At 33.4% G+C, this 26690-nt stretch carries 27 protein-coding genes; 2 read left to right on the plus strand and 25 right to left on the minus strand.

What is annotated here, in order from left to right:
- The first annotated feature begins 68 nt into the window (after nt 1-68).
- Nucleotides 69-1337 (plus strand): toxin-antitoxin system YwqK family antitoxin, encoded by a 1269-nt coding sequence (locus ACFSTE_RS04450; RefSeq protein WP_378255850.1) that lies wholly within the window; start codon nt 69-71, stop codon nt 1335-1337.
- A 99-nt stretch (nt 1338-1436) separates the two neighbouring features.
- Here the strand turns inward: ACFSTE_RS04450 and ACFSTE_RS04455 are convergent, their stop codons facing one another.
- The 12 genes from ACFSTE_RS04455 to ACFSTE_RS04510 form a co-directional block, all read right to left on the minus strand.
- Nucleotides 1437-1862, minus strand: a complete 426-nt coding sequence (locus ACFSTE_RS04455; protein WP_378255848.1) for a group II intron maturase-specific domain-containing protein — start codon at nt 1860-1862, stop codon at nt 1437-1439.
- Nucleotides 1863-1894: 32 nt separating this feature from the next.
- Nucleotides 1895-2617 (minus strand): carbon-nitrogen hydrolase family protein, encoded by a 723-nt coding sequence (locus ACFSTE_RS04460; protein ID WP_378255847.1) that lies wholly within the window; start codon nt 2615-2617, stop codon nt 1895-1897.
- Between the two features lie 67 nt (nt 2618-2684).
- Nucleotides 2685-4361: a serine hydrolase domain-containing protein gene (locus ACFSTE_RS04465; protein ID WP_378255845.1), complete on the minus strand. Its 1677-nt coding sequence runs from the start codon at nt 4359-4361 to the stop codon at nt 2685-2687.
- 105 nt (nt 4362-4466) lie between these two features.
- Complete coding sequence (locus tag ACFSTE_RS04470) at nt 4467-5003, minus strand: helix-turn-helix domain-containing protein (RefSeq protein ID WP_378255843.1); 537 nt, start codon at nt 5001-5003, stop codon at nt 4467-4469.
- 119 nt (nt 5004-5122) lie between these two features.
- Nucleotides 5123-5704 (minus strand): hypothetical protein, encoded by a 582-nt coding sequence (locus ACFSTE_RS04475; protein ID WP_378255841.1) that lies wholly within the window; start codon nt 5702-5704, stop codon nt 5123-5125.
- A 219-nt stretch (nt 5705-5923) separates the two neighbouring features.
- Nucleotides 5924-6670 (minus strand): ion transporter, encoded by a 747-nt coding sequence (locus tag ACFSTE_RS04480; RefSeq protein WP_176029587.1) that lies wholly within the window; start codon nt 6668-6670, stop codon nt 5924-5926.
- Nucleotides 6671-6694: 24 nt separating this feature from the next.
- Nucleotides 6695-7576 (minus strand): pirin family protein, encoded by an 882-nt coding sequence (locus tag ACFSTE_RS04485; protein WP_378255839.1) that lies wholly within the window; start codon nt 7574-7576, stop codon nt 6695-6697.
- A 201-nt stretch (nt 7577-7777) separates the two neighbouring features.
- Entirely contained in the window at nt 7778-8215 is a 438-nt protein-coding gene (locus tag ACFSTE_RS04490) for a cupin domain-containing protein (protein ID WP_176029589.1), read from the minus strand.
- A 148-nt stretch (nt 8216-8363) separates the two neighbouring features.
- Nucleotides 8364-8852: a DUF7000 family protein gene (locus tag ACFSTE_RS04495; protein WP_378255837.1), complete on the minus strand. Its 489-nt coding sequence runs from the start codon at nt 8850-8852 to the stop codon at nt 8364-8366.
- Nucleotides 8853-8950: 98 nt separating this feature from the next.
- Nucleotides 8951-10069 carry an aminotransferase class I/II-fold pyridoxal phosphate-dependent enzyme gene (locus ACFSTE_RS04500; protein ID WP_378255835.1) on the minus strand — a complete coding sequence of 373 codons (1119 nt, stop codon included), beginning with the start codon at nt 10067-10069 and terminating at the stop codon, nt 8951-8953.
- Nucleotide 10070: 1 nt separating this feature from the next.
- Nucleotides 10071-11036 carry a hypothetical protein gene (locus ACFSTE_RS04505; protein WP_378255833.1) on the minus strand — a complete coding sequence of 322 codons (966 nt, stop codon included), beginning with the start codon at nt 11034-11036 and terminating at the stop codon, nt 10071-10073.
- A 281-nt stretch (nt 11037-11317) separates the two neighbouring features.
- A complete protein-coding gene (locus ACFSTE_RS04510) occupies nt 11318-12097 on the minus strand; it encodes a tetratricopeptide repeat protein (RefSeq protein WP_176029593.1) in 780 nt (259 codons plus the stop codon).
- A gap of 217 nt (nt 12098-12314) precedes the next feature.
- On the opposite strand from ACFSTE_RS04510, the gene ACFSTE_RS04515 reads away from it, so the two are divergent.
- Entirely contained in the window at nt 12315-12989 is a 675-nt protein-coding gene (locus ACFSTE_RS04515) for a class I SAM-dependent methyltransferase (RefSeq protein ID WP_378255831.1), read from the plus strand.
- 245 nt (nt 12990-13234) lie between these two features.
- Here ACFSTE_RS04515 and ACFSTE_RS04520 read toward each other — a convergent pair whose 3' ends face one another.
- From ACFSTE_RS04520 to ACFSTE_RS04580, 13 genes are all read right to left on the minus strand, one after another.
- Nucleotides 13235-14152 carry an AraC family transcriptional regulator gene (locus tag ACFSTE_RS04520; protein WP_378255829.1) on the minus strand — a complete coding sequence of 306 codons (918 nt, stop codon included), beginning with the start codon at nt 14150-14152 and terminating at the stop codon, nt 13235-13237.
- A 51-nt stretch (nt 14153-14203) separates the two neighbouring features.
- Nucleotides 14204-14977, minus strand: a complete 774-nt coding sequence (locus tag ACFSTE_RS04525; RefSeq protein WP_378255827.1) for an arylamine N-acetyltransferase family protein — start codon at nt 14975-14977, stop codon at nt 14204-14206.
- 214 nt (nt 14978-15191) lie between these two features.
- Nucleotides 15192-15626: a hypothetical protein gene (locus tag ACFSTE_RS04530; RefSeq protein ID WP_378255826.1), complete on the minus strand. Its 435-nt coding sequence runs from the start codon at nt 15624-15626 to the stop codon at nt 15192-15194.
- Between the two features lie 110 nt (nt 15627-15736).
- Nucleotides 15737-16378, minus strand: a complete 642-nt coding sequence (locus ACFSTE_RS04535; protein ID WP_378297987.1) for a Crp/Fnr family transcriptional regulator — start codon at nt 16376-16378, stop codon at nt 15737-15739.
- Between the two features lie 271 nt (nt 16379-16649).
- Entirely contained in the window at nt 16650-17963 is a 1314-nt protein-coding gene (locus ACFSTE_RS04540; protein ID WP_378255822.1) for a hypothetical protein, read from the minus strand.
- Between the two features lie 323 nt (nt 17964-18286).
- The gene (locus ACFSTE_RS04545; protein ID WP_378255820.1) at nt 18287-18712 is read right to left on the minus strand and encodes a DUF3995 domain-containing protein; all 426 of its coding nucleotides are present in this window, start codon (nt 18710-18712) and stop codon (nt 18287-18289) included.
- Entirely contained in the window at nt 18709-19842 is a 1134-nt protein-coding gene (locus ACFSTE_RS04550) for an FAD-dependent monooxygenase (RefSeq protein WP_378255818.1), read from the minus strand. Before ACFSTE_RS04550 ends, ACFSTE_RS04545 begins: the two co-directional genes overlap by 4 nt.
- A 251-nt stretch (nt 19843-20093) precedes the next feature.
- Complete coding sequence (locus ACFSTE_RS04555) at nt 20094-20930, minus strand: tetratricopeptide repeat protein (RefSeq protein ID WP_378297989.1); 837 nt, start codon at nt 20928-20930, stop codon at nt 20094-20096.
- Nucleotides 20931-21258: 328 nt separating this feature from the next.
- Complete coding sequence (locus ACFSTE_RS04560; RefSeq protein WP_378255814.1) at nt 21259-21804, minus strand: GNAT family N-acetyltransferase; 546 nt, start codon at nt 21802-21804, stop codon at nt 21259-21261.
- A gap of 348 nt (nt 21805-22152) precedes the next feature.
- Nucleotides 22153-23202: an alpha/beta fold hydrolase gene (locus ACFSTE_RS04565; RefSeq protein WP_176029602.1), complete on the minus strand. Its 1050-nt coding sequence runs from the start codon at nt 23200-23202 to the stop codon at nt 22153-22155.
- A gap of 4 nt (nt 23203-23206) precedes the next feature.
- Nucleotides 23207-23818: a hypothetical protein gene (locus ACFSTE_RS04570; RefSeq protein WP_176029603.1), complete on the minus strand. Its 612-nt coding sequence runs from the start codon at nt 23816-23818 to the stop codon at nt 23207-23209.
- A gap of 490 nt (nt 23819-24308) precedes the next feature.
- Complete coding sequence (locus ACFSTE_RS04575) at nt 24309-25436, minus strand: serine hydrolase domain-containing protein (RefSeq protein WP_176029604.1); 1128 nt, start codon at nt 25434-25436, stop codon at nt 24309-24311.
- A 104-nt stretch (nt 25437-25540) separates the two neighbouring features.
- Complete coding sequence (locus tag ACFSTE_RS04580; RefSeq protein WP_378255811.1) at nt 25541-26371, minus strand: helix-turn-helix domain-containing protein; 831 nt, start codon at nt 26369-26371, stop codon at nt 25541-25543.
- Nucleotides 26372-26690: the final 319 nt, after the last annotated feature.

Genomic DNA, 26690 nt, shown 5'->3' on the forward strand with positions numbered 1-26690 from the left:
AAGCAACACACAACACCACCTAAACTGCATTAAAACGCAGTTTAGCTAAAATATTAACAATAAAATACATGAAACTCAAATTAACTATTTTAACATTTTTTTTCGCTTTAACAATATCATGTCAAGAAGTTGAAAAAACATTTTTTAACAACGGAAAACTAAAAGAGCTAATAACATATCAAAATAAGAAAAGAAACGGAGGATATAAGTCATATCATGAAAATGGTCAATTATATGAAACAGGAAAATATCATAAAGGGAATAAAGAGGGAAAATGGATGTCATATTACTCTAATGGTAATGTGGATGAAATTGGAGAATATTTAAATGACAGAAGACAAAATGAATGGACATCATACTACTTTAATGGTCAATTGTATAAAACTAGAAAATATGATAAAGGAAATGAAGAGGGAAAATGGACATCATATCATGAAAATGGTCAATTATATGAAACAGGAAAATATCATAAAGGGAATAAAGAGGGGAAATGGATGTCATATCACTCTAATGGCAAAATTCAATATAAGGTTAATTATAAAAATGGTCATAGAGAAGGAGAATGGAAATTTCATCATGAAAACGGACAATTAAATGAGGTTGGAGCTTACCTAAATGGTAAACAAAATGGTGAGTGGGAAGTCTATTATGAAGATGGTAAAATAAAAGAAATTGGAAATTATAAAAATGGTCATAGAGAAGGAGAATGGAAATTTTATCATGAAAGCGGACAATTAAATGAGGTTGGAAAATACTTAAATGGTAAAAAAGAAGATAAATGGAAGTCATACTATTATGAGAGTGGAAATTTAAATTCAATTGGAATGTATAAAAATAATAAATACAATGGAGCTTGGGAGTGGTATTATGAATCTGGACAGTTAAAGAGAATTGGAAATTTTAAAGATGGAAAGAAAGAAGCTAAGTGGAAAGTCTATCACAGAGATGGAAGCGTATCAGAAAGTTTTTATTTCAATCAAGATAAATTACATGGAAAAGTAGAGAAATATCATGAAAATGGTCAATTAAGATCTATAGAGACGTTTAAAGACGGTAAAAAAAATGGAATCTTAAAAGTCTATTATTATAATGGCTCATTAGAACTTGTTGGTGAATATAAAAATGGTAAAGCTGAGCAACAATGGAAAGCTTATTATAAGAATGGTAGTATAAAAACTATTAACAATTATTTAAATGGCAAACTTGAAGGTATCTTCAAAGATTTTTACGATAATAAACAGTTAAAAGAAGTTGGAAATTATAAAAATGACGAAAAGAAAGGAGATTGGAAAAGATATAATAAACAAGGTAAATTAGTTAAAATAACTTCTTATTAAAAGTAATGAACTATTGTTAATCGAGTAGCCCGACGCGGTAATTAATTACCGCGTTGAGGCTCTCACACCACCGTACGTACGGGTCTCGTATACGGCGGTTCACCAAATCGAAGTTTGCTGCTTATTTAAGTAAGCTATCATAGGAACATATCCTTTTCTTTTAAGTCTGGATATGGTAATGGTAGTACCCAGTATAGGACTTTGAGCTACTGCCCAACCTCCCATTCGGGTTCGACTCCAAGCATAGGCTTGTCCATACTTGATTCCTAATCGAATCAGGTTCTTGCGTTTCCGCTCTGGCTTTTTCCAATCATGCCGAATACAATATCGTAGCCGGTTGCGTAGCCACTCATCTACCTTTTTAAGTTTGGTGTAGCTATTGGTCAACCGATAATTGTTGACCCATCCTCTGCACACCTGGGTAATTTTATCCAGACGTTCTTTCAAAGACATGGGTTTGGTTTTCTTGGTTAACCTTTTCAGATCACGCTTAAATGTATTCCAACTACTTTTACTTACAACCAACTGGTACTTTTATATAGTCTTAAGAGGTAATTTTATTTTTTGATGAGTTCCAGAGTATTCGTATCAAATATCAAAAGTCCTTCCGTATCACTGCTTAGCTCTTCTTTTCTATTTCCATAAGTGTCCCAGACAGCACTTTGCCCTACGCTATCAAAAGTATCACAACGTCCAATAGCATTAACCATTAATACAGGCATCGAATATTGAGTAGCAATTGTCGGATAATGAATATATGCTTTCTCTAGTCCAGATTGCGATTTGGCAACACTAGCCATATAGATATCTGCATGTAGTGAAGTTACATTGATGGCGTGACTTGTTTGCAAAGACTCAAAGCAGATTGCAGGAGCTACTCTTACACCTTTTATAGTCAGTATAAGTTGTTTTTCTCCCGGAATAAAGAAAGGGAGTTCATCACTGTGCAATAATTGTTTTTTATAAGTCTGTTTAGGAGTATGTGGTTGTATGCAGATCATCCCTATATAAATGCCTGTTTCAGAACGAATAGGGAACCCAACACCTATGACAATAGCATTCATATCACTTAATTCTTGAAAAACTGTTAGCCTGGAATCATTCTGATCTCCGGCAAGTTCTTGTGCTAGATCTGGTTCATAACCGGTAAGAGATAGTTCTGGAAAGAAAATACAATCTGCTTTTTCTGAGATAGCGATACGAATCCATTTTTTATGATTCTCTATGTTATAAGCGATATCTCCTTTTTTAGCTTTGGTTTGTGCAATACAAATTCTCATTAGTATATTTTGGCTAGTACGAGTATAAATGTAAATCATTTTTTGAATAGAAAAATAACCGATTCTTCTATTTTATTTTTTTGAACCAAACATTTCTGGTTCGTCCATTTGATATTTTTATACCTTCAATTATTCCTTTTTTGTTTCGTTTTACTTCTAAGCAATTTATAGGCCAGTCGGCAGAAAAAATATCATTATATAAAAGCATTAATTTTATTTTTCCATGTTGAATATGTTCGATATATAAGGTGTTGTTTTCTAGTGAGATAGAATAGGTAGTTTTTAGTTCTTCACTATAATATGATCCGATATATTGAGCGAGGGAATTGGTTTTTAGTTTTTTTGAATGATAAGTAAAAACTGTAGCAGGTTCATTAGGAATGATTACAATCATTTTTTGATCATGTTTGTTTGTCATTTCGAACTGAACCTGGACATTTTCAGTATTTTCCATTAGGAAAGTATGTGTATTCAGGGGGAGCAAAGAATGTTCATTATTTGCTGATCTGTGGTATCTCAATGTATCGTTTTTTATATAAATAGTTCGACCGTATTTTTCTGTGGGGTTCCAGTAAATTCCTTCGAATTTTGATAGTTGTTTTTTAGAAAGAGAGGTAAACTCGGGAGAGGTTACTGCTTTTTTATTCTCGATTACAGGGTGTTTTTTAGTATCTAACAGTAATTGGGAGATTATATCTGTTTTTGATAGAATGTCACTACCGCTATAGTTAGAAAGAATAACGATATGAATGTCTTCTTCAGGATAAGAACGAATGATAGCCCTGTAACCACCAACAAGACCTCCATGCTGAATCACTTTTCTGTTCAGATGATTTTCTACTCGAATTCCAAAACCATAGTTAGTAGAGGTTCCATTGTTTAGAACTCCTGTTACTAGGAGTTTAGTAAAGGAATTTTTCCACCGGGAAGAAGAAGATGTAAAATTTTTCAGCCATGTAATAAGATCATTGGTAGTTGAGTATATATTCCCAGATCCGTAATATGCCCAATAGTCTAATGCTTGTTTGAAATCTTTATTTCCATAATAGGAGGTAGCAGTATTAGTACATAGTGCATCATGCGAATCTTTGATATAAGTATTCTGCATTCCAAGTGGGGTAAAAATATTTTTTTTCATCCATGTACTAAAAGTAGAATGGCTGATATTTTCAATGATTTTTGCTAATAATATATAACCGGTATTACAATATGAAAACTCTTCTCCAGGTAGATAATTAAGAGTTTTTTGTTTTTTTATAATCCGATATATATCATGAGTACTCATAACATCATTTTTTCTCCATCCGGCTAATGCAAGTAATCCGTGCAGGTCTCTAATACCGCTCGTATGATATAGCAGATGTTTGATTGTAATGGTTGTGCCCATATCTGGAAAATCAGGAAGGTGCTTTCTGATGTCATCATTGATGTTAAGTTTTTTTTGCTTTTCGAGAAGGATAATTCCGAGGGCAGTAAATTGTTTAGCGATAGATCCTATATTAAAAATAGTATTGATTTTATTAGGTACAGAATATTCGATAGAGGCCATTCCATATTCTTTAGAAAAAAGCAGGGTGTCTTTTCTAAAAATAGTCACAACACCTCCGGGGTGATGAGGTTCGTTCCAGCGGGAAAAAAGGGTGTCGATTTTTTTTATCTTATGTTGAGTGTTTTGACCATAACAGAAAGAGAGAGTAGCAGTAATGATGATTAGAAACATCATTATAGGGGTGTTTTTTTTCATGATTTTTCCTTTTTGTTTATGAAACAAAGGTCAGTAAGAGGAGAAAAAAAAGTATAAAAAAAAGCCGCCAATAAAGCGTCATAAAGCCGCCACGTATTATGAATGCTATAGAATTCTAATCTTAAGAGAGAAATATAGTTTTTTGTTTTTATTGATTTCAATACTATTTCTAAGAATGATAAAAAGATTGGCTAGTATTAGTAAAAACAAGATGGTTATAAAAAAATCTCGAATTAGATTTCCTGCATTTATGAAAGTTCCTAAAGCAAGAATAACCAGGAATAAGATTGTCCATAGTACCTGAATGTTTATAATTTGCTTAGTTTGGAGGTTATATTGTTTTTTTAAAATGGCAATGGTAAGTGGAGTGAGAAAATTAATAATTGGAATAAAGGATACCAATAGAGAGGAAAGGTTAATTATATTTAGAAGTGTATAATCGATTTGCTCTGTAACCTCTTTTTCTTCTAATAGGTCATTTTCATTAATAGCCAGGGTTTTGGCTAAGGTTTTTAAAGTGTATCCTTTTGGAGGAACCCCTGATTCGATGCGCTGAATGGTTCGTATCGAAATACCAGAGATGTTTGATAGTTCTTTTTGAGTTAAGTTAAGTTTTTCTCTATGTTCTTGTAAACGTGCCATGTGATAATGTTGTTATCTTCCCTTATTTAATCAGAGTAATACTACTAATTTTTTAATTAGAGGTCAAGATTATTTTTCTTTCGGATTCTCCCTAAAGAAACCTTTTATCAATCGTAATCTCAAGGCTTCTGTTTACTTTCTTGCTGTATCTTAGACAGTACATTCATAATTTCATTGATGTCATTTTTAGGTTTTACCTGTAATGGATACAGCGTATTTTTGGTGATTATTAATTGTATTTCCTGGTTTTTATACATAGGAGGGAGTTGTTTTTCTCCGATGAAGTCTATTTTATTAATAGATTGATACGGAGGACTAAAGTATAATGCTATTTCTTGTGGGCCGCCTCCTTGTTTATAGATAATATTTCTTACGGTAACATCCAGGATTACTTTTTTCTGTTCTGATAGGTCTTTGACCAGTTTTGGGTATTTATATGAGAAATATAAATATGCGGCAAGACCTCCGGCAATAATGAGTAGCATAGCAAGAGTAGGGAATACTCCCATAGAATCAAAAATACTGAGATCAGGATTTGAGATCTCTACTCGTCTTTTTTTGGGAAGTAACCCCATAGGAATAAAACAAACAATTAATAAAAAAACAAAAACTCCGACTCCCCACATTACGATAAGGTTTGCAATTTTATCTTTATAGGCTCGTAACTTGATTTTTTCCTGAATAGTTAATGGTTCTGTCATTTGTTTATTACTTTATGATAAGGTGTCTAATGTGTTATGTTGATATCGTTCATTTAGAGCTACATCTTTATTTATATACGTTTTTATTGTATAGTTTCCAAAGCTGAAAATCATATGATACATATTAGGGATGGTTATATGTATGTGTTACAAGGGTATGAAATGTTACATATACAATGAGAAGAGGCTTCCTTATTCATTAGTTATTTTTCAATATCATTATTCGGGTAGTGTAGCTTTCGTTGTTTCTTGTATGTTTTTCTTTTTTTCAATACTTCTGGCTTCTGTTAGTGCTGAAGAGATCATTCCTGATGGAATAGCTATGATTCCTAATCCAATCATCAAAATAATGAATGTAAATATCCTACCTCCGATGGTAATGGGAACAACATCTCCATAACCAACGGTAGTTAGGGTAACTACCGACCACCATAGGCTGGAAAAAATGGAAGAAAATACTTCGGGTTGTGCTGCATTTTCAAAATAATAAATTCCTACGGCAGAAAGATAGATCAGTATCAGAGAAACAACACTAAATATGATAAGTTCTTCCCGGATCATATGGAATGCAATCGAAAACCTTCGAATAGCACGGTTGTACCGAATCAGTTTTATCAATCGAAATAATCTGAGAAAACGGAATACTCGTGCAGATCTGAGATCAAGACCAAACGATAGGTAGAAGGGTAAGATGGCTACCAGGTCAATGATTCCATAGAAACTAAAGATAAATTTAAGTTTTTTTCGTGCAATATATATTCGGATGAGATATTCTATAGAGAAAATAACAATGCAGAAAATCTCGAAATCTTCTAGGAAATCAACTAACTGAGGAGATAGATTTGGGAGGGTTTCAATCGTAAACCCCAGAATAGAAAGTAAAATTAATACTTGGATGGTGTAATCAAAATAAAGTCCTGCTTTGGTTTCTCTTGATTCAACGATGCGATCAATTTTCTCTTTCATTGTTTGTTTAGGTGTATTGTGTTCTTACTTTTTATAGGAGGGAAGAGGGATATATGTATTATCAAAGGGGACTTGTGGGAACTTTTTATTTTTCCAGTCTTCAGTTGCTTGCTGCAAACGCTCTTTACTATGAGAGACGAAATTCCAGGAAAGGAATCGTTCTTCTGCCAATGGTAACCCTCCAAATAACAGGATTTGTGTATCTGCTGCGAGGCAGATTTCGCATTGATCATCAGTTTTACTAATAAGCATTTGTCCGGCAGTAATGCGATGCTCCTGATCTGTAATGGATCCCTTGACAATCACAAAAGCGACTTCGCCTTCTAATTGCCCTCTTAGATTCAGTGTTGTCGGTTGAGAAGCGGAAATATCTACCATAAATAAAGGAGAATATCCCTGTAGTGGTGCAGATTTTCCAAAAGCATTTCCCGCTATAAGTTTTAGTTTAAGAGAACCAGATGTCCAGTTTGGGATATCTCTACTGGGATAGAAGTCAAATTGAGGAGGCATCTCTTCTTTATCTTTCGGTAGTGCTACCCATATTTGATATCCATGCATAAGAAATTCTTGCTTGTTTCTTTTAGCGGCAGGAGTTCTTTCTGTATGCGTTACTCCGCTTCCAGATGTCATGAAGCCTACATCTCCGGGGGATATGATTTGTGTATTACCAATACTATCTCTATGCTCGATTTCTCCCTCAAAAAGATATGTAAGTGTACTCAAACCAATATGAGGATGTTGATCCACATCTATGTATTTTCCATTTCCCATTTTAGCAGGTCCCATATGATCTATAAAAGTAAAAGGACCTACCTGTCGCTTTTTTCTAAAAGGTAATAACCTTCCAACCATAAAATTGCCCAAGTCGGTTTGTCGTTCGTCTACTATAAGCTTATTTGTTGCCATAGGTATTAAAATTTAAAAACAAAGGACAGCGGTTCCCTCTTTTGTTAAGAGGGGTATACTCTGAATTTCATATCCCCTTATGATTTGTTTATATTTTTAATGTATGTTATTTTCATATACCAATACAAATATAAAATCTCTGATAATAAGATTGCTTTGATCTCTAAAAAAATCAAAAAGAGGTTTTTTACAGGTGTTTTTTTAATGACTATGACCATCTTTATCTTTAAGAATTGTTATAGGACTACCCTGAACTCCTGCATAGAATACGACGATTTCTGCAGGTTTATTTCCTTCGTTTTTTCCAAAGTGCCAAGAATTAACTAGTTCGACAATGGGATCTCCTTCTTTGAGATAGAGTGTGTCATTTGCTTCACTGATGACGGTTAATGCTCCTTTGAGTAAAACTCCAGCATTAATTTCCGGATGTCGATGCAATGGTAGTTTCGTTTTAGGGGGAATGGTAATTTTTAGAATGGTTACCTCTGGAGTTCCTTCCGGGTATTGAGGAAGTGGACTCCCATTCCAGCTTTTGGTTGTTTTAATAAGAGAAATTACCTGAGTAGTTGTCGTTTTATCTTTATAACATCCAGAGATGAGTACGGAGATTAAACTACCGATAAGGTATATTTTTTTCATTGATAGGTTTTTTAGCGAAATGTGTGAATTTTGTTTTATAAAAATAATGAAACCTGCTCTGCTTTATAATGAAGTTTTATAGATTTTAAGGAGCTAAGCTCGACATTAAGATCCTTTTTCTGATATTATATTTAGGTATTTTTAATCTTTATCTGTTAGGGAATGTATTGGTAATAGCGGTAATAAATTGTAATGTTTCTTTTTCAATGGTCTTTGTCAAAATATCCAATTGCTCGAAATCAGGATTTTTAATAATCGGATGTTTGATGATTGAATTCTGAGCAGTAGAAGAAAGTGGATATTGATCCCATTGTTGTTCTTTACATAGGAGCCAATATTCTTTTTGTACCTGTTTGTTTTGCCCGACCAACCAATTTTCGAATTGCATCTTTTCATGGTTAAATATAAGACCTATTTTTAGTTGCTGGGCTTTTAGCACTTTTGGGGTTATTGGAAAATAAGAAATATCCATATACCCTTGATAAAAACTACCAATAACAAACTCATTCGCATATTGACGTATAAAATAAGCTCGTAATCCCATCAGGTATTTCATCAATTTTTGATAGGTTTTAGGGATGCTTCCCAATTTCATTTGTTTGTTGTATTCTGCGATGTGTTGTTGTAGTTTTTTCATTTTTAAGCCTTTATGATAGGTGTAAGGTCGTTTGTTCTGGGTGGTCCCCCAGGATTTAAACGACCTTCTAATTACCTAATGAAACTAAGAACTATTTATTAAATATCAAACCGTTCTTTCAGGGCTTGGGTAAGTATTTTATATCCTTTGAGAAGGTCTTTCTTTTCTGCTCCAATACCTATTCTAAAATGATGATCCATTCCATAGACATCTCCTGCCAGAATAAAAACTCCTTTTTCGATACGTAACCAATCGGATAATTCTGTAGAATTAATAGGAAACTTATATTTGATAAACACCATACCTCCCGCTTTTGGAGGGGTAAACTCTACGAGGTCTCCGTATTGATTTGCCCAATCTATTGTTGCTTGCAGGTTTTCATTGAGCATGGTAATATTTCGTGATAATATTGTTTTTCGCATGTTGGGCTGTAAAACGATTTCCCCTATTTTATGGCTTAAAATTCCTGCTGTAATAGAGGTGTAATCATGATATGCACATGTATCAGCAATACATTTTTCCGGACCGATAAGCCATCCTAAGCGTAATCCTGGCAGCGCATAGGCTTTGGAAAGTCCCCCATTAACCATTACTTTATCATACATACCATAAAAACTCGGTTTTTCGATGCCGTCTAGATCAGCTCCTTTATAAACTTCATCACAATATATCCAAGCATCATATTTTCTGGCAATTTCAACGATTGCTCTCATCTCTTCATCTGACAATACATACCCTGTAGGGTTATTAGGATTGCATAAAGCAATCATTTTGGTTTTTACTGTCATTAATGAGGCTAACTCTTCTAAATCTGGTTTCCATTCATCTTCTTCTTTTAGGTGAAACTTTTTTGGAACGCACCCCATTTCTTCGACAATTCCCCAGATCTGCATATAGTTAGGAACCATCATTACGACTTCATCTCCTGGAGATAGTAAGGTATGACAGGCAATAAAATTAGCCTCAGCAGATCCATTCGTAACCAGAACATTTTCTTCATTACAATGTTTATACAGGTTTGCTATGGTCTGGCGTAGCGGAATAGAACCGTTAGTTTGTCCGTACCCTAATACAGTACTTGTCAGCATCTTTAGTTGCTCTTCAGAAAGTAACTCTTCTAATGTATAAGGATGAAAGCCACTTTCTGTAAGGTTTATAGGAACGGTATTTTCATATAGCGACTGAATGCGTTCCAGGTCAAAAATTCGAATGTTCATATTATTGAGATTTATACGTATTAATTATAGCTGAGGTAATCATTATATCTTGTACAGCGACTCCTGTTAGGTCTGCAACTGTAATCTGTTGATCATTTTGTCTTCCCAAGGTGTTGTTGTTTAATAAAGTCCCCAGCTCTATAAGTTTCTTTTCGTCTAAGCAATTATCTAATCGAGCGTTATAAATTTCTCCTCTGGTTTTAGACTGATTTATGCTGTCGGAAACAATCAGGTCAGCATGTTTTATTATGTCCGTTTCGAGTTCTATTTTTTTTGGAGTATCTGAACCAATGGCAGTAATATGGGTTCCTTTTTTTACTTGCCTCCATGTTAATAGAGGTTCTTCAGAAGGCGTCGTAGTTATGATCACATTGCAGGTATCTGCTAGTATATCCAGGGAAGAGGTAACTGTAATGGTGTACTCAGGGTTTAGAAACCCTTCTTTTAATGCAATTGCTTTTTCCTGATTCCGTCCCCATATCATTATATTTTTGCAATTAGTCACTTGGCGTAAGTACTCTAATTGAAGTTTTGCCTGAATACCAGTTCCTATAATTCCAATACATGTTATCTTTTTAGGAGCGAGATGTTTTATCGTAATCATACTAGCAATCACAGTACGAATATCAGTAAGATATCCTTCATCTAATAAGACGGCAACAATCTCTCCGGTTTGCTGACTAAAAGCAAGCATGACTCCTTGACTGGATTTTATTCCTAATTTGGGATTGTCATAAAACCCGGAGGCTATCTTGATTACAAAATACGGTTGCTGAAAAATGTATCCATATTTAATATGTGTTTCTCCTTTGGGGTTGTCAAATAGTAATTCTCCTACAGGTGGGATGATCGCTTTATCGGATGATAAGGAAATAAAGCCTTCTTCTATAACAGAAATAAGGTCAATTTTCTTTAGAAGATCAATGATTTTCGGAGCGGATAAAATAATAGGTACAGTCGTATTCATTCTAATAAAAATTACATTTTTATTAGAGTAGCACAGTGAACTGTACAAGAATGAAACTTATTTCCCTATATCTTCTCTAATGTTAGAAATAAGTACGATACAAAATTTATGTATCTTAAATTCTCCTAAGGCAAAACTAAGAAATTTCTTTATTAGATTAAAAAAATTTTTTCAGATCTCTTTGTCTAATCCCCTTTTTATTAGGTGTATATTGTTGATATATAGTGCTTAGTTGAGTAATAGGAGACAGTTTTACCTTCCATGGATTTGATTAGAGCTATTCAATTTTCTAATGTATCTATTGTGGCTTTGATTTCTTTTATTTCTTCAGGAATCCAGTCAAAAGTGGGATTTAATTCATAGGCTTTTTGTTTTAATGTCAGGGCCTCTTTATAATTTCCTAATTGTAGCATTACATCTGCTTTCGAGTCATATGGATTCCCGTTTTCAGGTTCACACCTGATAAAATTGTCAAAAGCACTTTTAGCTTTCTCCAGTTCTTTATTATTAAGGTATGCATATCCCAGAATATTGTAGCCAGAACCGTAGTTGCTATCTAATACCACTGATTTTTTTCCTGCTTCGATTGCCAGTGCTGGATTTTTTCTAAACAGTAAAAAGCAGATTGTATGGAACAGGTATTTATCATTAGGACAAGCTTCTGCTAGTTCAAATAATTTTTTTTCATACATATCATCCGGGTTGTTTATTCTGAATTCTGTAGCATCAATTAATAGTTGCTCCTCTTTAGAAGCTAAATGTCTAAATTTTTTAGCGAGTTCATGATGATGTTTTTTTAATGTATCATCAGGAGCGTATATGGAGATAAAATTGTGCATTCTAACAAAACTACTGTCATATTCCAATGCTTTTTTATAGCTTTCTGTTGGGTTTCCGTCAATTCCATTTTGCACTAAAAATTGTGCTTTTTCAAAATGCTTTTTCGCTTCTTTAGAAGAAGTCGTAATAGGGATGATGCCAGAATGAATACCTTTTTTGTCCATTTGATTGTTTTTACAAGATAGCAGTAATGCCATAAGTAGTAAGGTGAATACTCTCATTTTAGATATGGTATTATTATCAATTACTATAGTATCTTCGCTTAAGATTACTGCACTAAAGTAATAAATAAATGACTTTTTTTGAGTTTTCCAATCATGTCAGGTTGATAAGAAGGAAATTTTCGTATAATTCGTAGGTTTGTTTAATATAGTGAGAGAACCTCTATTGCGGATTGAAAAGTGATTCTTAGAGGAAGGAGACTAAAAATTAACCGTTATGAATAAAAATCTCAGTACAAAAAAAATAAAGAAACCCTGGCCAACTAAGGATGCTATGCAGCAGATTTATGAAATGAACCTTTGGGGAGGGAAGTGTACTGAATTTTATTCTGGCATCGGGTCTCATGACCCGATAATTATTACTCCATATATTGAGGCGATTACTTCGTTTTTGAAGGGTTTTGATACTCCCATAACCCTATGTGATCTGGGATGTGGTGATTTTAATGTAGGAAAAATGTTGGTCCCGTTTACAAAGCAATATATCGCAGTGGATATTGTACCGGATCTTATAGAACGAAATAAAAGAGAATTTGCAGATGAGAATGTGACATTTTATTGTATGGACATTGCAGTAGATGAGTTACCTGCTGGTGATTGTGCCATATTGCGCCAGGTATTACAGCACTTATCTAATACAGAAATACAACAGATCCTAGAGAAGCTATATGCCTATAAGTATGTTATTATTACGGAACATCTTCCCGAAGAGAATATAGAACCCAACAAAGATATTATTTCCGGACAAGGGATACGATTAAAGAAACAAAGTGGAGTAGATGTATTAGCTCCTCCTTTTACTATGAAGGTAAAAGAAAAGAAAGAATTGGTTTCGGTTGCTTCCCCCACCCATAAAGGAGTTATTGTAACACATTGTTATCAATTGTTTTAAGTGGAGATATGATGGCTAATAACTTTAATTAGCAACAGAGCCAAAAAAGATAGATCAAAAGATACAGCCACTCTCTTATAGTGAGTGGCAGGTATTATATAGATGCACTTTAGATACACACGTTCATAGAAATAGCATTGATGTTACTCATCAGGTGATATTTGAATACTCCGACACTTGTGTCGAACGATTATGTAGTAGGGTTCTTATAATTGTTTTATAAGCTTCTGAACTAGTTAATTTTCTTACATAATGGGAATACAAAAATCGACAATGCATTTATTTTCAGGATGTTTTGTGAAGTCATTATGGTATATTTCAAAAGGATTTCTATCGGATTTTTTATAGCCATTTTCATTCATCCATAAAAATAACCCGGTCCACGATTTTTCGAATTCTTCAGGGGTGATTTCAAAATGTCCGACAATGCATTTTCCAGCCTCAACAGTTGTTTTTCCAATCTCTCCTGATGTCTCTGCAGGTGTTGTAAGTAAGATAGATGCATGCATTCGTACTTTATGAGAAGCAGTGACTTTAAAACTATCAAAATATACTGTAAGCATTTTTGTTTGTTCATTAATCAGCCCTTTTGGAGTAGCCCATCGTATTAATTTTTGATATGCAAGAGAGAGATTTTGAGCGCCGATACTAGAAATATAAGCGACTTCCATATCTGGTATTGTTTTAATTGTAATTACTGCTTTCATTGTAATCCAGTTTTTAAGGTTTTCAATGATGCAAATGTATTTTTTGGAAGAAGGATATTCTTGTCCATTCTTGCTTTCTAGTTGACGAATCTTGCTATGTTTATTTGGGTTTTGTTTTTTAAACTCCATTGGACTCATACCAAAATATTTTTTAAAAGCTCTGGAAAATGAAGTATTATCACTGAATCCGTATTGATGTGCGATTACTGTAGTTTTGACATTTTTATGTAATAAATCTAATGCGGCTTTTTCAATTCTTCGTCTGCTTATATATTGGTGCAAGGTTTCATTAGTAAGCATTTTGAAAATTCGATGGAAGTGAAATGGAGAGAACGATGCTATTTCTGAAACAATTGTTAATGAAAGTGTTGTGTCTAAATTTTGATCAATAAATTCAAAAACCCGGTTGATTCGGTTTATATAATCCGCCTGCTGTATTTCTTTATCTGTTGCCATCACTCTGAATGATACAAAAAAATTATGTGAAATCACATTGTTTCGTGATTGTTACTCTCTAATTAATGCAGCTTCATCAATTCCAAACCAATCCTTTAGGTATTTACCAAATGTTTCAGGAAGAAATGTCATTGTCTGTATAACCGTATCTTTTTCAGTTATTTTTAACATGTTTCCACTCAGAGTGACCCGTCCTGATTCGTGTGGTCTAGTAATTAGTTTTTTTTGAGTAAAATTAGAGTTAGTATCAGTTTGATGATAGATGCACATTTCAGAAAAATCATGTAATTCTCTTTTCTGAAGCGTAAAAATGTATTGTACTGTTTTTTTCTTTTGAGTTACTTTAGAAACTTTATAATATGGAGGGTGAGCTTTTTCGATGATGAAATCGCCTCTGGGGTCTGTTTGTATTTTATCCAAGGTTAGCTCCAAAGGGTAAAAGACAAATTCCCCAAAACCTACATCTACCAGATATTTTTTTTGATTCAGGGAAACTAATATGATCAGATGGTCAAATTCTTTTCCAAATGTTTGTTTTTTATGGTTATATACGCGACCAGATATTATATGAGCATTAAAACCTATTTTATTTAGTAGGGTATGAAATAGTCCATTTAGTTCGTAGCAGAAACCTCCTCTTTTTTGAGAGATGACTTTGTGATATATTTTATCAATATCCAGATTAATCTGGTTGTTATAATGGATATCGAGGTTTTCAAAGGGAATGTGTATAATATGTGCTTTTTGAAGAGCTCTTAATACCTCCAGACTGGGAGCAAGTGCTCCGTTATAATTAATTCTATCTAGATAATCTGTTATTTTCATATAAAGTATAGGAGAATTTGTAAGATATTTGATGCTATAAATATATGTTTATCTCTTTAATTATATGCTAATGATTTGAGATGTTATATTGATACTGACATTATTATATTCTATGCTTAATAAAAAGTGATTTTATGTTTGTTTTTGATACTGTATTGCTGCTTATCTCAATTTAGTTTTAGGGATGCAAAGGTTTGTGATATAGGATAATTTTTTAAGAGCCTCCAAATTTGAATAGGTCTTTGCAGAATTCCCGATAGGTATATTTCCATGGGATTATGACCAAGTTCAATACTATTCCGGCGATACAGATCCAAAAAAACTCTTGAATTCCTGCACTTGTAGTTCCTGATGCGTGGGCAGGTAGGTAAGTACCTATAATCCAGGCAGACTTATACAACAATTGTAATAAGAGTATAGGGATCATTTTTAGCGGGAAACGTATACCTAAAAAATTAAGTAAGGAAAATCCTGCCCAAAAGCTAATGGCGACACCACTTAATACGCCCATCTGTTCTTTTGGAAATAGAATTGTTGACCAATTATCATAGGCAAGACTAATAAAATTGAGGAAGAAAAGCCCTCTCATAAGGTGAAGTCTCCAATTGCGAGGTTTTGTTTTTTTTAAAGGGGATACTGTTGAATCCATTGCTATGCGAGTTTATAAGTTTTTGCATACCACTTTTTGAAGTACGTATGTGGTTAACAAATATGTGGTACTATTTTCTGGAAACACTTCACATTTGTTAGAAAATCACTTTAGGGAGATATTTCCTGGCGGATTCTACTAAGACTTCCAGCATTGATTCCCAGATAAGAAGCGATATAATTAATAGGTACGTTTCTTAGGATAGCAGGATGATTTTTTAGCATTTTTAGGTATCGTTCTTTTGCTGTTAAGGTATTGGAATCAATAACTCGTTGTCTACTGGATTCCAAATTATATTGTAATATTTTTTCTACATATTTCTGTGAATTTTGCCCTTGACGTGTAATGATCTCATTGTCTTTTCGGTTAATTCGCAGTAGTTTACAATCTGTGATGCAATGTAGGTTTTCATTAGAAATGGTTTGCTGAATAAAACTGTAATAGGAAGTAAAAAATCTGGGACCATCATTGATATCCGTTGTTATTTCTTTTCCTTTTTCATCATGATGAAAATTGCGCATATACCCGGAGACTATAAAATTATGATGTGTATGAGTTGTTCCCTCCACTTCCAGGAGTGTTCCTTTTTTGACAGTATACGGTTTGAAATATTTTTTGCAAAGTTTTTGATCATGCTCAGAGATAGGCATTAAAAGATTGATAAAATCAAATAACCCGTGAAACATTTTTGAAATTTCGTCAGGGCTCTGTAGTAACTGGCAATTAGGGGTCGAATTATTTCTTAGGTTCATTGTATTATTTTTTTGCAGGCTATGGAGTAGTAGGGGATTACTTGTTGCCTTGTAATTTAATAAATAAAGATAAGGAATAGGAATAATTGAGTAAGTTTCCTGGAAGCCCTGTGGTTTATGTAACAAGAGCTAATGTGTAGATATTAGCTCTTGTTGACTTAGATGTCTTATTCGATAATGGATATATGTCCTCTGAGTAATTCAAAATCAACATTTGTTTTCTAAGTAAGATTTTGTTTGCTTATGTGAGGTGACTTGTTTTAAAGGGATATTATTTTCTAGCTTCAATAAGTTGTTTCACTAATGATTTTAATTCATTGATCTGATGAGTTTGTTTGTTTATTTGTTTTTCCTGTTGAATTGTATAGAGGGTTAATTCTTCAATTTTTTGAAGAAGTTGTATTTGGAATTTTCCAATGTTTACTCCATTTCGTTTCATCTCTTTTGCTGAAGCAATTTCGGGAAGATGTTTATTATCTTTAATGTATTTAGCAATAAAGTTTAAAGAGGGCAATTCATAATTTTCTTCAAATACAAAATCAGCAGTTGGAGTATTGGTAACTTTTACTTCTTTTGATTCTAATTTACCAAATATGGCGACATTTCCATTATCAGCAAAAATTACATGTGGAATCCCAGATTGACCATGTCTGAAGTAAAGATCTTTATTTGTGTGAGTAAATGAATGATAAATTGACCATCCTGAATAATTATCTGGATTATTATCTTTTAGGGCAGAACCTCCCGCGATCTCAAGTTTTGCAGTGCCAGCGTGTTGATTAGTATGTAGTCTAAGTTGAGAAGTTCCATTATACTTATAAACTTCCAGATTAGTTTTTGGATCAGTTGTTCCGATTCCGACTTTGCCCCCTGTTATTGTAGTTTTTGATTCGGCAAATAATTCTATAGCACCTTTGGTAGTAATAAAAGTATTTCCTCGGATATAGTTATTTCCATTTGCATGTGGAAGGTGAGTGTACCCATCTCCCATGCCAGTGTTACCATTGGTTGCTCCTTTGAATCTTGAGTTTGTTTTTACATCAAATGTTCCACCAATAATAGTGGTGCGATTTTCTGCTTGCAATTGTATTTCATCAGTGCTACTAATGAAAGTATTTCCCCGGATATAGTTATTACCATTTGCGTGTGGAAAGTGAGTATAGCCATCCCCTATACCCGTACTACCATTAGCAGCACCTTTGAACCTAACAGTACCATTAACATCTAATTTGGATCCTGGGTTTGTAATCCCGATACCTACTTCACCTTTTTCATTAACTATAATAGCATTTGTGTTATTATGATAGTTATATAAGCTAAATTTTTTATTGGTAGGATAATTAGAAAGAAATGCCCAGGTGTTTTCTCCGGCATCTTGAAATCGTATTACAGAAGATCTACCATCAGTAGAAGCATTAAGATGGATTTTGGCACTTTTATCAGAAGCAGATTTTATTTCTAGTTCGGCTGCAGGGGTTGTCGTCCCTATACCGATATTACCTGTCGACTCAATTCTATTTTGTTGTTGTGCATTTGATACTAATGTAATTCCTACAGCCACTATTGTAAAAATTTTTTTTTTCATTTTTCTTTTTCTTATTTCGTTTCACTATTTACTAAATTATATCAAGATAATTGTTAGCTTAATCTATATAGGTACCCAAATAAGAGATAATGTTACCCTATTTTTTTACAATATTAATATTGAAGATTTATATTTTATCCCGCTTTTCTTATAGAGAGCAATATAGTGTAGAGTATAATATTACTGATGTTAAAATTAAAAATATTAGGAAAGGAGGCGTTTTTTATTCAATTTATATCGATAAATCTGATTTGATAAGAAAGATTTAATACATTGATTTTATAGAGAGATATATACCTTTATTGAAGTAAAAGCATATCATGCTATGATAGCAGTAATACTATGTAAGCTGTGCCTCCAATCCATAAACATAGCGGTGCAAATATTAGAGAATCTACCTGGGCAAATTCTGTGTTTTTTATTTTCTTAAAAAAACCGACATATCTAAATTCTCCAATTGCACGAAGAATGAAAATAAAAGGGATTGCGTAATATGTATAAGTAAGCCAATGAGGAATTTCAATTTGGATGAATCCAGTTTTAAGAAGGTATAGAATTCCAAATAAAAGCAGTGTTATCGCGACAACTAAGGTCCCAAATTTAGGAACTGAAAGCGGAGGCACTTGTGGATCTTTTGTGGGAATCACTTTATGTACCCCCCAAACTCCACCAAAAAGCCAATAAAAGTGAAAGAAGCTCAGTATAGTAAAAATAACACATAAAAGAAGGGATAGAATAGTACTTATCATAGACTGGGAAGTTGAAAAAGTTGTTCAGATTGTTTTTGGCTAAAAGATGATGGTGTTATTCGCAATAATTGATTTCGAATACCTCTAACAATGGGGTGGGAGGCATGTGCGATTTTTCCGAGTATCCAACTTGCTTTTACAACCTGATGTGCTTTGGGAAGCCTCACTCGCTGAAACTCTTTAAAAGCTGTGTGTACTTCATAAGTGTCCAGGTAATTAGATAAGATATAGGCATCTTCTATTGCCTGACAAGCTCCTTGTCCCATATTTGGTGTCATGGCATGAGCTGCATCACCAATAAGGCAGGTATTTTCCTGATACCAGGTATGTATAGGGGGTAAATCAGCTATTTCTGCAGTGTGTAATTGCTCTTTATCCGTAGCGAAAATAATATCTTTAATTACAGGTGAATATGCCTCAAAATATGTCTCAATATGTTGTTTAGCGAACTCGTTTTTATCGTGTTTAAATGATTTTAATGCATACCAGTAGACCTTATTTTTTGCTATTTGTACAAATCCGAACCGACTGTTTTTTCCCCAAGCTTCATTTAATTCATGTCTGTATTTATGGGGTAGAGTATAGGTAGTTATTCCTCTCCAACAGATCTGCTTAGCATTCCTCAGCTTGTAATCAGGGAATAAATTTTGTCGTACTACAGATTGTAACCCATCTGCTCCAATGAGAACAGAAGATTGGGTTTTTATCCCATTAGCAAAAGTCAATACATTACCGAGATTATTGGATTCAATCTTAGTTAGGTGATGATTTAGGTATATTGTGTTTTTAGGTAAATTGTTTAGTAAAATTTGCTGCAAAGCAGCGCGGTGAATTGCAATATTTTTTACCTGATATTTTTTTTCAAAAAAAGATAAATCTACTTTGGATAAAGGAGATAGGTTTGCTTTTGTAATACTCATAGAGGAAATAGAATTTCCTTGTTCTTCAATTTCCTTTCGCAGCCCTAATTTTTCATAAACCTGCATGGCATTATTGGCTAAGATAATCCCAGCCCCTACCGGTTTTATTTTTTTTGTTTGTTCAAAGATTCTCGTACTAATTCCCTTTTGGTTAAGAGCAATAGCCGTTGTTAATCCTCCGATTCCAGCACCTATAATATCGATAACCATAATGATAATATTTATATTTAGTACAAATGTACTAAATATAAGTCAAAATTAGTGCATGTGTACTAAAATAGAAGCAGTTCTATAGAAATAAAGGAGAACTTCAATGAATTGTATCGAGCTTACAGGAGATTAATTCCTAGTTGTTAATACTCCTCGTTAAAGGCTTTAGGTGCTACGTTGATTTTTTACTCTTGATTATTAGTTATAAACACTATCTGTGGTACGCTTTTTTTTAAAGGAGGACGAGGTTATTAATCATCAATATTAATTGTTTTTAATCCCAGATCTTCGAATAAAAAATCAACTTCATAGCCATTTTCCAGTGCCAGTAGGTAAAACTTTTTTGCCAGAGTATCATCTTTGTCAACTTCTTCTCCCGTCACATACATAGCAGCTAATTGCCCAGCTGCCTTTCCATGACCTAAATTTGCAGCTTTGGTGTAAAAGCTTATCGTTTTTTGAATATCTACAGGGATACTTTGGTAGCCTGTTGCATAATACGCTCCCAGATTGTACATAGCCCTGGGGTTATTATGCTCCGAAGCTTTCCTACACCATTCTATGGCTTTTTCTAAATTGACTTCGACTCCTATCCCTTGCGAATAATAAATGAATAACTCGAACATCGCTTCTGCATTTCCTTTTTCAGCAGATTTTTGATGCATTAAATAAGAAACTTTTTCATTATCTTCATATACATATCCCATATATAGCATATACCCTTTTAGGAGATAGATTTCTCCGGTAGGATCCTTATCTTTTAATTGCTCAATCAATTTAATAATTTTACCAGGGGGAATGCTGTCGAGTTTGGCAAAGTAGGCTATTTTGATATATTTTATCCAGGCATCTATACCGTAACCGGATGTTGCTGCCAATTCGAAAAAGTACACTGCTTTCTCAGCATCTTGTTCTACTCCAATCCCTTTATAATATATCATTCCAAGCTCATACCAACTTTTAGCATCTTTTGCTTTGGTATATAGGGTAACCATGGTTTCGATTTCTTTGGGATTAAGTATTCCTACTTCCAGATCTCCTCTGAGAATTTTTTGTTGTATTTTCTGAGCTTTTTCAAAATGGGTCATATCACTTATAGATTGGGATTGACAGTTATTATTAATTAAAAGTATAGTACTTATGCATAAAAGTTTGCCTAAGAGGATTACGTTATTATATACTGGCATAATTACTTTTGGTACTTTTGTTTCTTTAATAGGTTTATTATTCATTTAGAAGTATATGTCTCTAAATACTGAGAAATGTTACTAAATGAACGGGATTTAAAAGTTATGAAAGCCGTATCGGTATTAGAACTTATTTCCTATTTATTAGGATTTGTGTATTTGTTTCGTGATAATCTATTCAATAATTAGGTTTTTAATGTCTGGTGAATAAATGGTTTTACAAGCGATTTTATGGTAAGTTTAGAGCATTCCATTCCGATGTATATATCCGGAAAATATTTACGTTGTTTTTATTGTATTCTGTAACTTTATCGATGCTCATCCCATTTTTGATTGCTACTTTTTCTGAAGGTTTATTAGTCAAACTAATAATAGAAATTAAAGAGTCCGAAAAATTATTTCTAAAAGAAAAATCTCTGCATTTTTTTGCTGCTTCTGTAGCAAATCCTTTACTCCAAAATTCAGGTAAAAGCGAATATCCAATTTCCAGTTCTGTAATATCATCTACCGTTTGTACTAGAAGACCACAATGACCGATTAGTTTCCCTGTTTGTTTTTCAATTAAAGCATTCATTCCTCCCAGATTATTTTCATACCGATGAAATTGTTTTGTATACCAATTTTTACAGGCTACTTCCGGGCTTTTTAATTCAGAAATCCAATACTGAGAGGTAATGGGGTTTTTATGAAATTCCAACCAATCTGTATAATCCGATCGCTTTATTTTTCTGAATAATATCCGTTCAGTTTCTTGATTTTCTAGGAGGTACTTCATTGGCTTATAGCTTGTATTGAGATTGCTGATAAAAAGTATGTTTTTAATTTCGGGATGCAAGATACTTATTATATAAAAAAAACAGCGGTTAAGTACATTGCTCAACTGCTGTTTTTTATTTCATATGTAGGGGTAAAAAAGGCGAATTAATTCGCTGTTTTTAAAGGGGTATCCAGTTATATTTTATAAAAGACTAAATTCGGAGTTGAGCCTTTATTTTCTTATTTGTTATAAAAAGAGATAGAGTCTCTTTTATTGAAGCTACCAGAAGATATAATATCCCGAGGCTTGCCTTGAAATATAAAATTTGTTTCCAACGCATGCCTCGTGGATCTATCCTGAATCGGTTTACTTATGCCGATTGATAAAATTAATGACTTTTTCGGCAAAAAGATCTGGTTCACTATCCATGGGGCTATGACCCGATTTTTCAAAAATAAAGAGTTCTTTTTGGTCAGAACCTAGTAAATCATAAGCTTCCTGTGCGTATACAGCGGGTACAATGAGGTCATGTTTACCCCATAGTACTAGTGATGGGATTGTAATCTCATCTAGTCTATTGGTAAATGATACTTTGGAGAAAAGACCTTTTTTTACTAGAATGGATTGTATTTTACTACCGTTCCAAAGCGTAGTAAATAAGTTATATTGTACTCCTTCAATACCATCGTTTTGTAGTTTATTAATTATTTTATCATCAACTAGTTTTTGTTCGCCATTATGTGTCTCTCTATTTAGTTTATAAAAATCGTCATCGCTATAATTAGCCCCCACGTTTTGAACCAAATTTTTAACATCTTTCCAATACGATACACTATTTCCTAATGCGATTTGTGTATCAGCCATCTGAGTTAATGCTATTTTATAAGTATTGTAACTTCCTTTTGGGTCATGGCTACCATCAACGTCAATCCACCCCATAAAGTCACTTTGATCTTTTAGTAAAGTAGCAGGTCCCAAAGTACCTCCCCAACTATGACCCATTAAAAAGAAGCGGGCATCATTTCCATACTTTGCTTTTAGAACTTTTACCAACGCTAGTACATCTTCTGCCATTAGATCAACACTAACGTCGTTTTCAGAATAGCTACCTTGCGAATTTCCGGAACCTCGTTGATCAAAATAGACAACGGCATTGTTTTTTTCTATTTTACTTTTTACAGTATTTTTTCTTTCTCCCCATCCAGTTCCTCCAGGACCTCCATGTAGTATGATTAAGAATACTTTTTCTGAAGCATTACCATGAATGTAAGCAGGCATATCTGCTTGTTTATGTCGTACATATATAGTTTCACTTAGATCGTTGATGTTATCATCTCCTTTAGAGCAGGCATAACTGCTCATAAGCAGACCTATGAGGACTATTGTTTTTAAGGTATAAATAATTATTTTTTTCATCTGTTTATTTTTTTCTTTTAAAATTGAATCGATGTCCATAGTGTAATGACACAATAGCTAAGCTACCTGCATTGTAATTTGTTCGCAGGCTGCATTGCAAATTCAGATACCATCCCGAACGTTTTTTGTCTTTGCGAAGCTTTCCTATCCCTATTGCAATAGAAGGAGTATAGTAGCCTCTCCCGGGTAAAGAAACTTTGGATACGTGATCTCCTTTTACCTCGTAGGTTTCGGGTAAGAAAGAACGATAGTACCCTAATGGATTTATTACTAAATTAAGTTGTCTCCCCTTGGTATTTGTTCTTCTCCAGATAAGACCGTAGTAAGTAGATAATCCATTATCTGTTTGAGTAGCGAAGTTTGTGGAATAACCAAGGTTTCCATGAAATAAAAGTTGCTTGGTAATCCTTTTTTGTCCTTTGTTTCGTTCTTTGATTTTTACTTTTTCTTTCCATTGGTATTCAGCACCTACCGAAAGACCGTTATCCCAAAGGATATTTCCGTAATAACCTATTTTAAATTCGGTTCTGTCTAAAAAAGAAGAACTATCGGATTGACTTTGTGCCTGTAGACTTACAGCGGTCAATAGCAGAAAAATAAAATAATGTATTTTCATAAGTATATCATGTTGTTTAGAGGGGGATATGAAATGTACCTATTGTTTTTGTGTATGATTGAGGTACTATTTCATTTTTTTGTTAATTATTTTTTTGAGTTAGTTTATGGGTTGTCATAAAATGTTTTATAAGCTAGAGCTCCTTTGGTACGGATTTTACTCGATAATCGAGCTATAAATACTTCGGTGCCTCCCTCGAATTAACATCCATTTCCTATATAATTCTCTGTGTATTTTGATTGAGGGATTTTGTTTACTAAATAAAAATTAAAGGCTAGGGTATTTCTATATAAACCTTTCATAGTGCTTTCTTTTGAATGTCTCATGTGTCTGGACTAAGGTATTTTACTATGTCGTTTAGTGTAGTAAGGAAACATATTGATAAGGGGTTTTTACGTATTGTAGTATATTGTTTGATTTGAAGCAAACGTATAGGTTTTTCCCATTTTTAAGGTTTCAATACCTTTAATTTGAACAAATCCGCACTTATTTATCGAAGAAGAGATATCTGTTCTAACAAGTCAGCACCCAATTCGTTTATTTTATAAGCATAGATACTTTCAGTAAGACCTGAAACATTGGATAGTACAATGATCGCTCTTTTGTTATGTTTGTCCATTCCTATATAAGAAGCATACCCACTAGATCCTCCGGTGTGATTTAATATTCTAAAACCGTCACTTTCCAGAATGTGCCATCCTAAACCTATAGACTCTCCTTCAGTTTTAAAGGTTGTTTTTTGTGGCAGGTTATAGATCATATCATCCTTAAAGTTTTTATGTACAAATTTCTCCATATCAAGTATAGAAGACTTAATAGCTCCTGTTCCTGTCCATATTTCTGTATAATCCCAGTTTTGAACCGGATTGCCATTTTCATTGTGTCCAGGAGCCAGCTTTTCTGTGTTTACATTAGCCATGATAGTGGTAGAGTTTGTCATTTCAAGAGGCTTAAAAATATATTCCTGTACGAGTTCTTCATAGGAAGTCATCATTTTTTTAGATAGGATATAACTGAGCATTCCCATTCCTAAATTCGAATATTGATATTGTGTACCGCTTTCAGCATTCAAAACGATATGATTTTGCAAGTAGCTTTTTAAATGATTGATATCATAATGAGCAAATGGATTATTGATGTCAAAATCTTGAACTTCATCAATATTGGTAGGGTGTCTGGATAATCCAGATGTATGATTCGCTAATTGTAATAAGGTAATATCTCCTCCGGCTAATAACGAAAAATCAAATTGATCCTGTATGGTTTCTGTTAGAGAGGCTTGTCCCATAGCAACTAACTTAGATAGACAAATTCCTGTAAATATTTTGGTGATAGATCCGATTTCAAAAATTCTATCGGCATTATCTGTTCTTCTTAGTACATTGTTTTTTTTATGGATACCAATATATTCAGTATTTTCCTGGTCAATAACAGCAATAGCAATTTGAACATTTTTAGGGATGTCAGAAACATGTTCTTCTATGATTTTTACAAACTCCTGATTTTCTATTTCATCTTTAAGAGATTGAGGTGAATTAGTTGGGGTATCGTCTTTACTGCAACTTGATAAGATTAAAAAGCATATTGAGGCAATCGTAGTTATTTTTGGGATATTCATATCTTGTGATTTTAAAGAAGTACATTTATAATTATTTAAATACAAACCTATAATATGCAGGGGTTTATAGGGTTTCAATATCTTAAAATTGAATAAATCCGAACTTATTTGTACTGTTTTCGATATGAATTGGGGGTAATACCAGTTACTTTTTTAAAGGCGTTATGAAAAGTTGACTTTGAAGAAAAGCCACATTCTAATCCTATAGCTAAAAGACTATAATTATTGAATTCATCGGTGAGGATAATATCTTTTACAGCTTCAACACGATAGTGATTAATATAGGTGGTAAAATTATTTCCTGTAATTGTATTTATTAGTTGGGATACATATCCACTGCTAATGCCTAGCATTGAAGCTACTTTTTCCCGATCCAAGGTACTATCCCTGTATATGTGATGATTTTTACAAAGATCTTCGAGTTTTAGAAAATAGCTATTTTCTTTAGTGAAGGTTTCTTCTTTTTTTTCATTAGATACTTTGGAAGGAATTATTTCTGTAACAGCTATTGGAGTGTCTATTTTTAGTAGTGCTTTAATCTCTTTTTGGTCTTGTGCCAGTTTAAATTTAAAAATGCCTGTATATACGATCCAATGGATCAAAAATGTAGCTAGCAATGCGAGAACTCTCATAATCGGACTGATGTCAAAATCAAAAAGAAGTGCTAAAATGATAGTCAATACAAAAGACCCCAACAGTGTAAATGTAATACTCCATAAATGTAATAGCCACTTTTTTTCTTCGGGAGTATCTGATAAAGAAATCAAAGGAAGCGCACATAATAATATTCCGGGTATAAATATGAGTATGACTAAAATTTCTATAAGTTTAAGTATTTCAATTATTTGCCGGAGAATAGAAGGGAGTTTATATAGGTGAGCAATTGTGTCCAGATCACTACATATATTGATGAGTGCAATACACAAAAAAGGCATAAATAACCAATGTGTTTTTTTTATAGGATGATTGACTTGATGTGCAATAAATAAATAGATGCATAGAGGAAATGTCAGTTCCAGTCCTACATTATCAAGAAATCGTATTTACGGAATTGTATCATAGATATAAGTTAACTCAAAAACTAAATTTAATAACAAAACAGAAAGGGCAAAAATAGCATAGGCAAGATAGCTGTTCGCACTACTTTTAAACAAAGGAGACTTAAAAATAATCATCCCTAAAACGATTCCTTGGAATACGGCTATATTAAGAAGGGTTATGAAGATAAATAGCAAGGGTTCAAAAGTTTATTCA

It is taken from the genome of Aquimarina hainanensis, assembly GCF_042684685.1.
In the GTDB taxonomy this organism is placed as follows: Bacteria; Bacteroidota; Bacteroidia; order Flavobacteriales; family Flavobacteriaceae; genus Aquimarina; species Aquimarina hainanensis.

What these genes read in the sequence shown, in the direction of transcription:
- ACFSTE_RS04450 (WP_378255850.1), top strand. Translation starts at nt 69, where the DNA reads ATGAAACTCAAATTAACTATTTTAACATTTTTTTTCGCTTTAACAATA.
- ACFSTE_RS04460 (WP_378255847.1), bottom strand. Translation starts at nt 2,617, where the DNA reads ATGAGAATTTGTATTGCACAAACCAAAGCTAAAAAAGGAGATATCGCT.
- ACFSTE_RS04465 (WP_378255845.1), bottom strand. Translation starts at nt 4,361, where the DNA reads ATGAAAAAAAACACCCCTATAATGATGTTTCTAATCATCATTACTGCT.
- ACFSTE_RS04470 (WP_378255843.1), bottom strand. Translation starts at nt 5,003, where the DNA reads ATGGCACGTTTACAAGAACATAGAGAAAAACTTAACTTAACTCAAAAA.
- ACFSTE_RS04475 (WP_378255841.1), bottom strand. Translation starts at nt 5,704, where the DNA reads ATGACAGAACCATTAACTATTCAGGAAAAAATCAAGTTACGAGCCTAT.
- ACFSTE_RS04480 (WP_176029587.1), bottom strand. Translation starts at nt 6,670, where the DNA reads ATGAAAGAGAAAATTGATCGCATCGTTGAATCAAGAGAAACCAAAGCA.
- ACFSTE_RS04485 (WP_378255839.1), bottom strand. Translation starts at nt 7,576, where the DNA reads ATGGCAACAAATAAGCTTATAGTAGACGAACGACAAACCGACTTGGGC.
- ACFSTE_RS04490 (WP_176029589.1), bottom strand. Translation starts at nt 8,215, where the DNA reads ATGAAAAAAATATACCTTATCGGTAGTTTAATCTCCGTACTCATCTCT.
- ACFSTE_RS04495 (WP_378255837.1), bottom strand. Translation starts at nt 8,852, where the DNA reads ATGAAAAAACTACAACAACACATCGCAGAATACAACAAACAAATGAAA.
- ACFSTE_RS04500 (WP_378255835.1), bottom strand. Translation starts at nt 10,069, where the DNA reads ATGAACATTCGAATTTTTGACCTGGAACGCATTCAGTCGCTATATGAA.
- ACFSTE_RS04505 (WP_378255833.1), bottom strand. Translation starts at nt 11,036, where the DNA reads ATGAATACGACTGTACCTATTATTTTATCCGCTCCGAAAATCATTGAT.
- ACFSTE_RS04510 (WP_176029593.1), bottom strand. Translation starts at nt 12,097, where the DNA reads ATGAGAGTATTCACCTTACTACTTATGGCATTACTGCTATCTTGTAAA.
- ACFSTE_RS04515 (WP_378255831.1), top strand. Translation starts at nt 12,315, where the DNA reads ATGAATAAAAATCTCAGTACAAAAAAAATAAAGAAACCCTGGCCAACT.
- ACFSTE_RS04520 (WP_378255829.1), bottom strand. Translation starts at nt 14,152, where the DNA reads ATGGCAACAGATAAAGAAATACAGCAGGCGGATTATATAAACCGAATC.
- ACFSTE_RS04525 (WP_378255827.1), bottom strand. Translation starts at nt 14,977, where the DNA reads ATGAAAATAACAGATTATCTAGATAGAATTAATTATAACGGAGCACTT.
- ACFSTE_RS04530 (WP_378255826.1), bottom strand. Translation starts at nt 15,626, where the DNA reads ATGGATTCAACAGTATCCCCTTTAAAAAAAACAAAACCTCGCAATTGG.
- ACFSTE_RS04535 (WP_378297987.1), bottom strand. Translation starts at nt 16,378, where the DNA reads ATGAACCTAAGAAATAATTCGACCCCTAATTGCCAGTTACTACAGAGC.
- ACFSTE_RS04540 (WP_378255822.1), bottom strand. Translation starts at nt 17,963, where the DNA reads ATGAAAAAAAAAATTTTTACAATAGTGGCTGTAGGAATTACATTAGTA.
- ACFSTE_RS04545 (WP_378255820.1), bottom strand. Translation starts at nt 18,712, where the DNA reads ATGATAAGTACTATTCTATCCCTTCTTTTATGTGTTATTTTTACTATA.
- ACFSTE_RS04550 (WP_378255818.1), bottom strand. Translation starts at nt 19,842, where the DNA reads ATGGTTATCGATATTATAGGTGCTGGAATCGGAGGATTAACAACGGCT.
- ACFSTE_RS04555 (WP_378297989.1), bottom strand. Translation starts at nt 20,930, where the DNA reads ATGACCCATTTTGAAAAAGCTCAGAAAATACAACAAAAAATTCTCAGA.
- ACFSTE_RS04560 (WP_378255814.1), bottom strand. Translation starts at nt 21,804, where the DNA reads ATGAAGTACCTCCTAGAAAATCAAGAAACTGAACGGATATTATTCAGA.
- ACFSTE_RS04565 (WP_176029602.1), bottom strand. Translation starts at nt 23,202, where the DNA reads ATGAAAAAAATAATTATTTATACCTTAAAAACAATAGTCCTCATAGGT.
- ACFSTE_RS04570 (WP_176029603.1), bottom strand. Translation starts at nt 23,818, where the DNA reads ATGAAAATACATTATTTTATTTTTCTGCTATTGACCGCTGTAAGTCTA.
- ACFSTE_RS04575 (WP_176029604.1), bottom strand. Translation starts at nt 25,436, where the DNA reads ATGAATATCCCAAAAATAACTACGATTGCCTCAATATGCTTTTTAATC.
- ACFSTE_RS04580 (WP_378255811.1), bottom strand. Translation starts at nt 26,371, where the DNA reads ATGCCTTTTTTGTGTATTGCACTCATCAATATATGTAGTGATCTGGAC.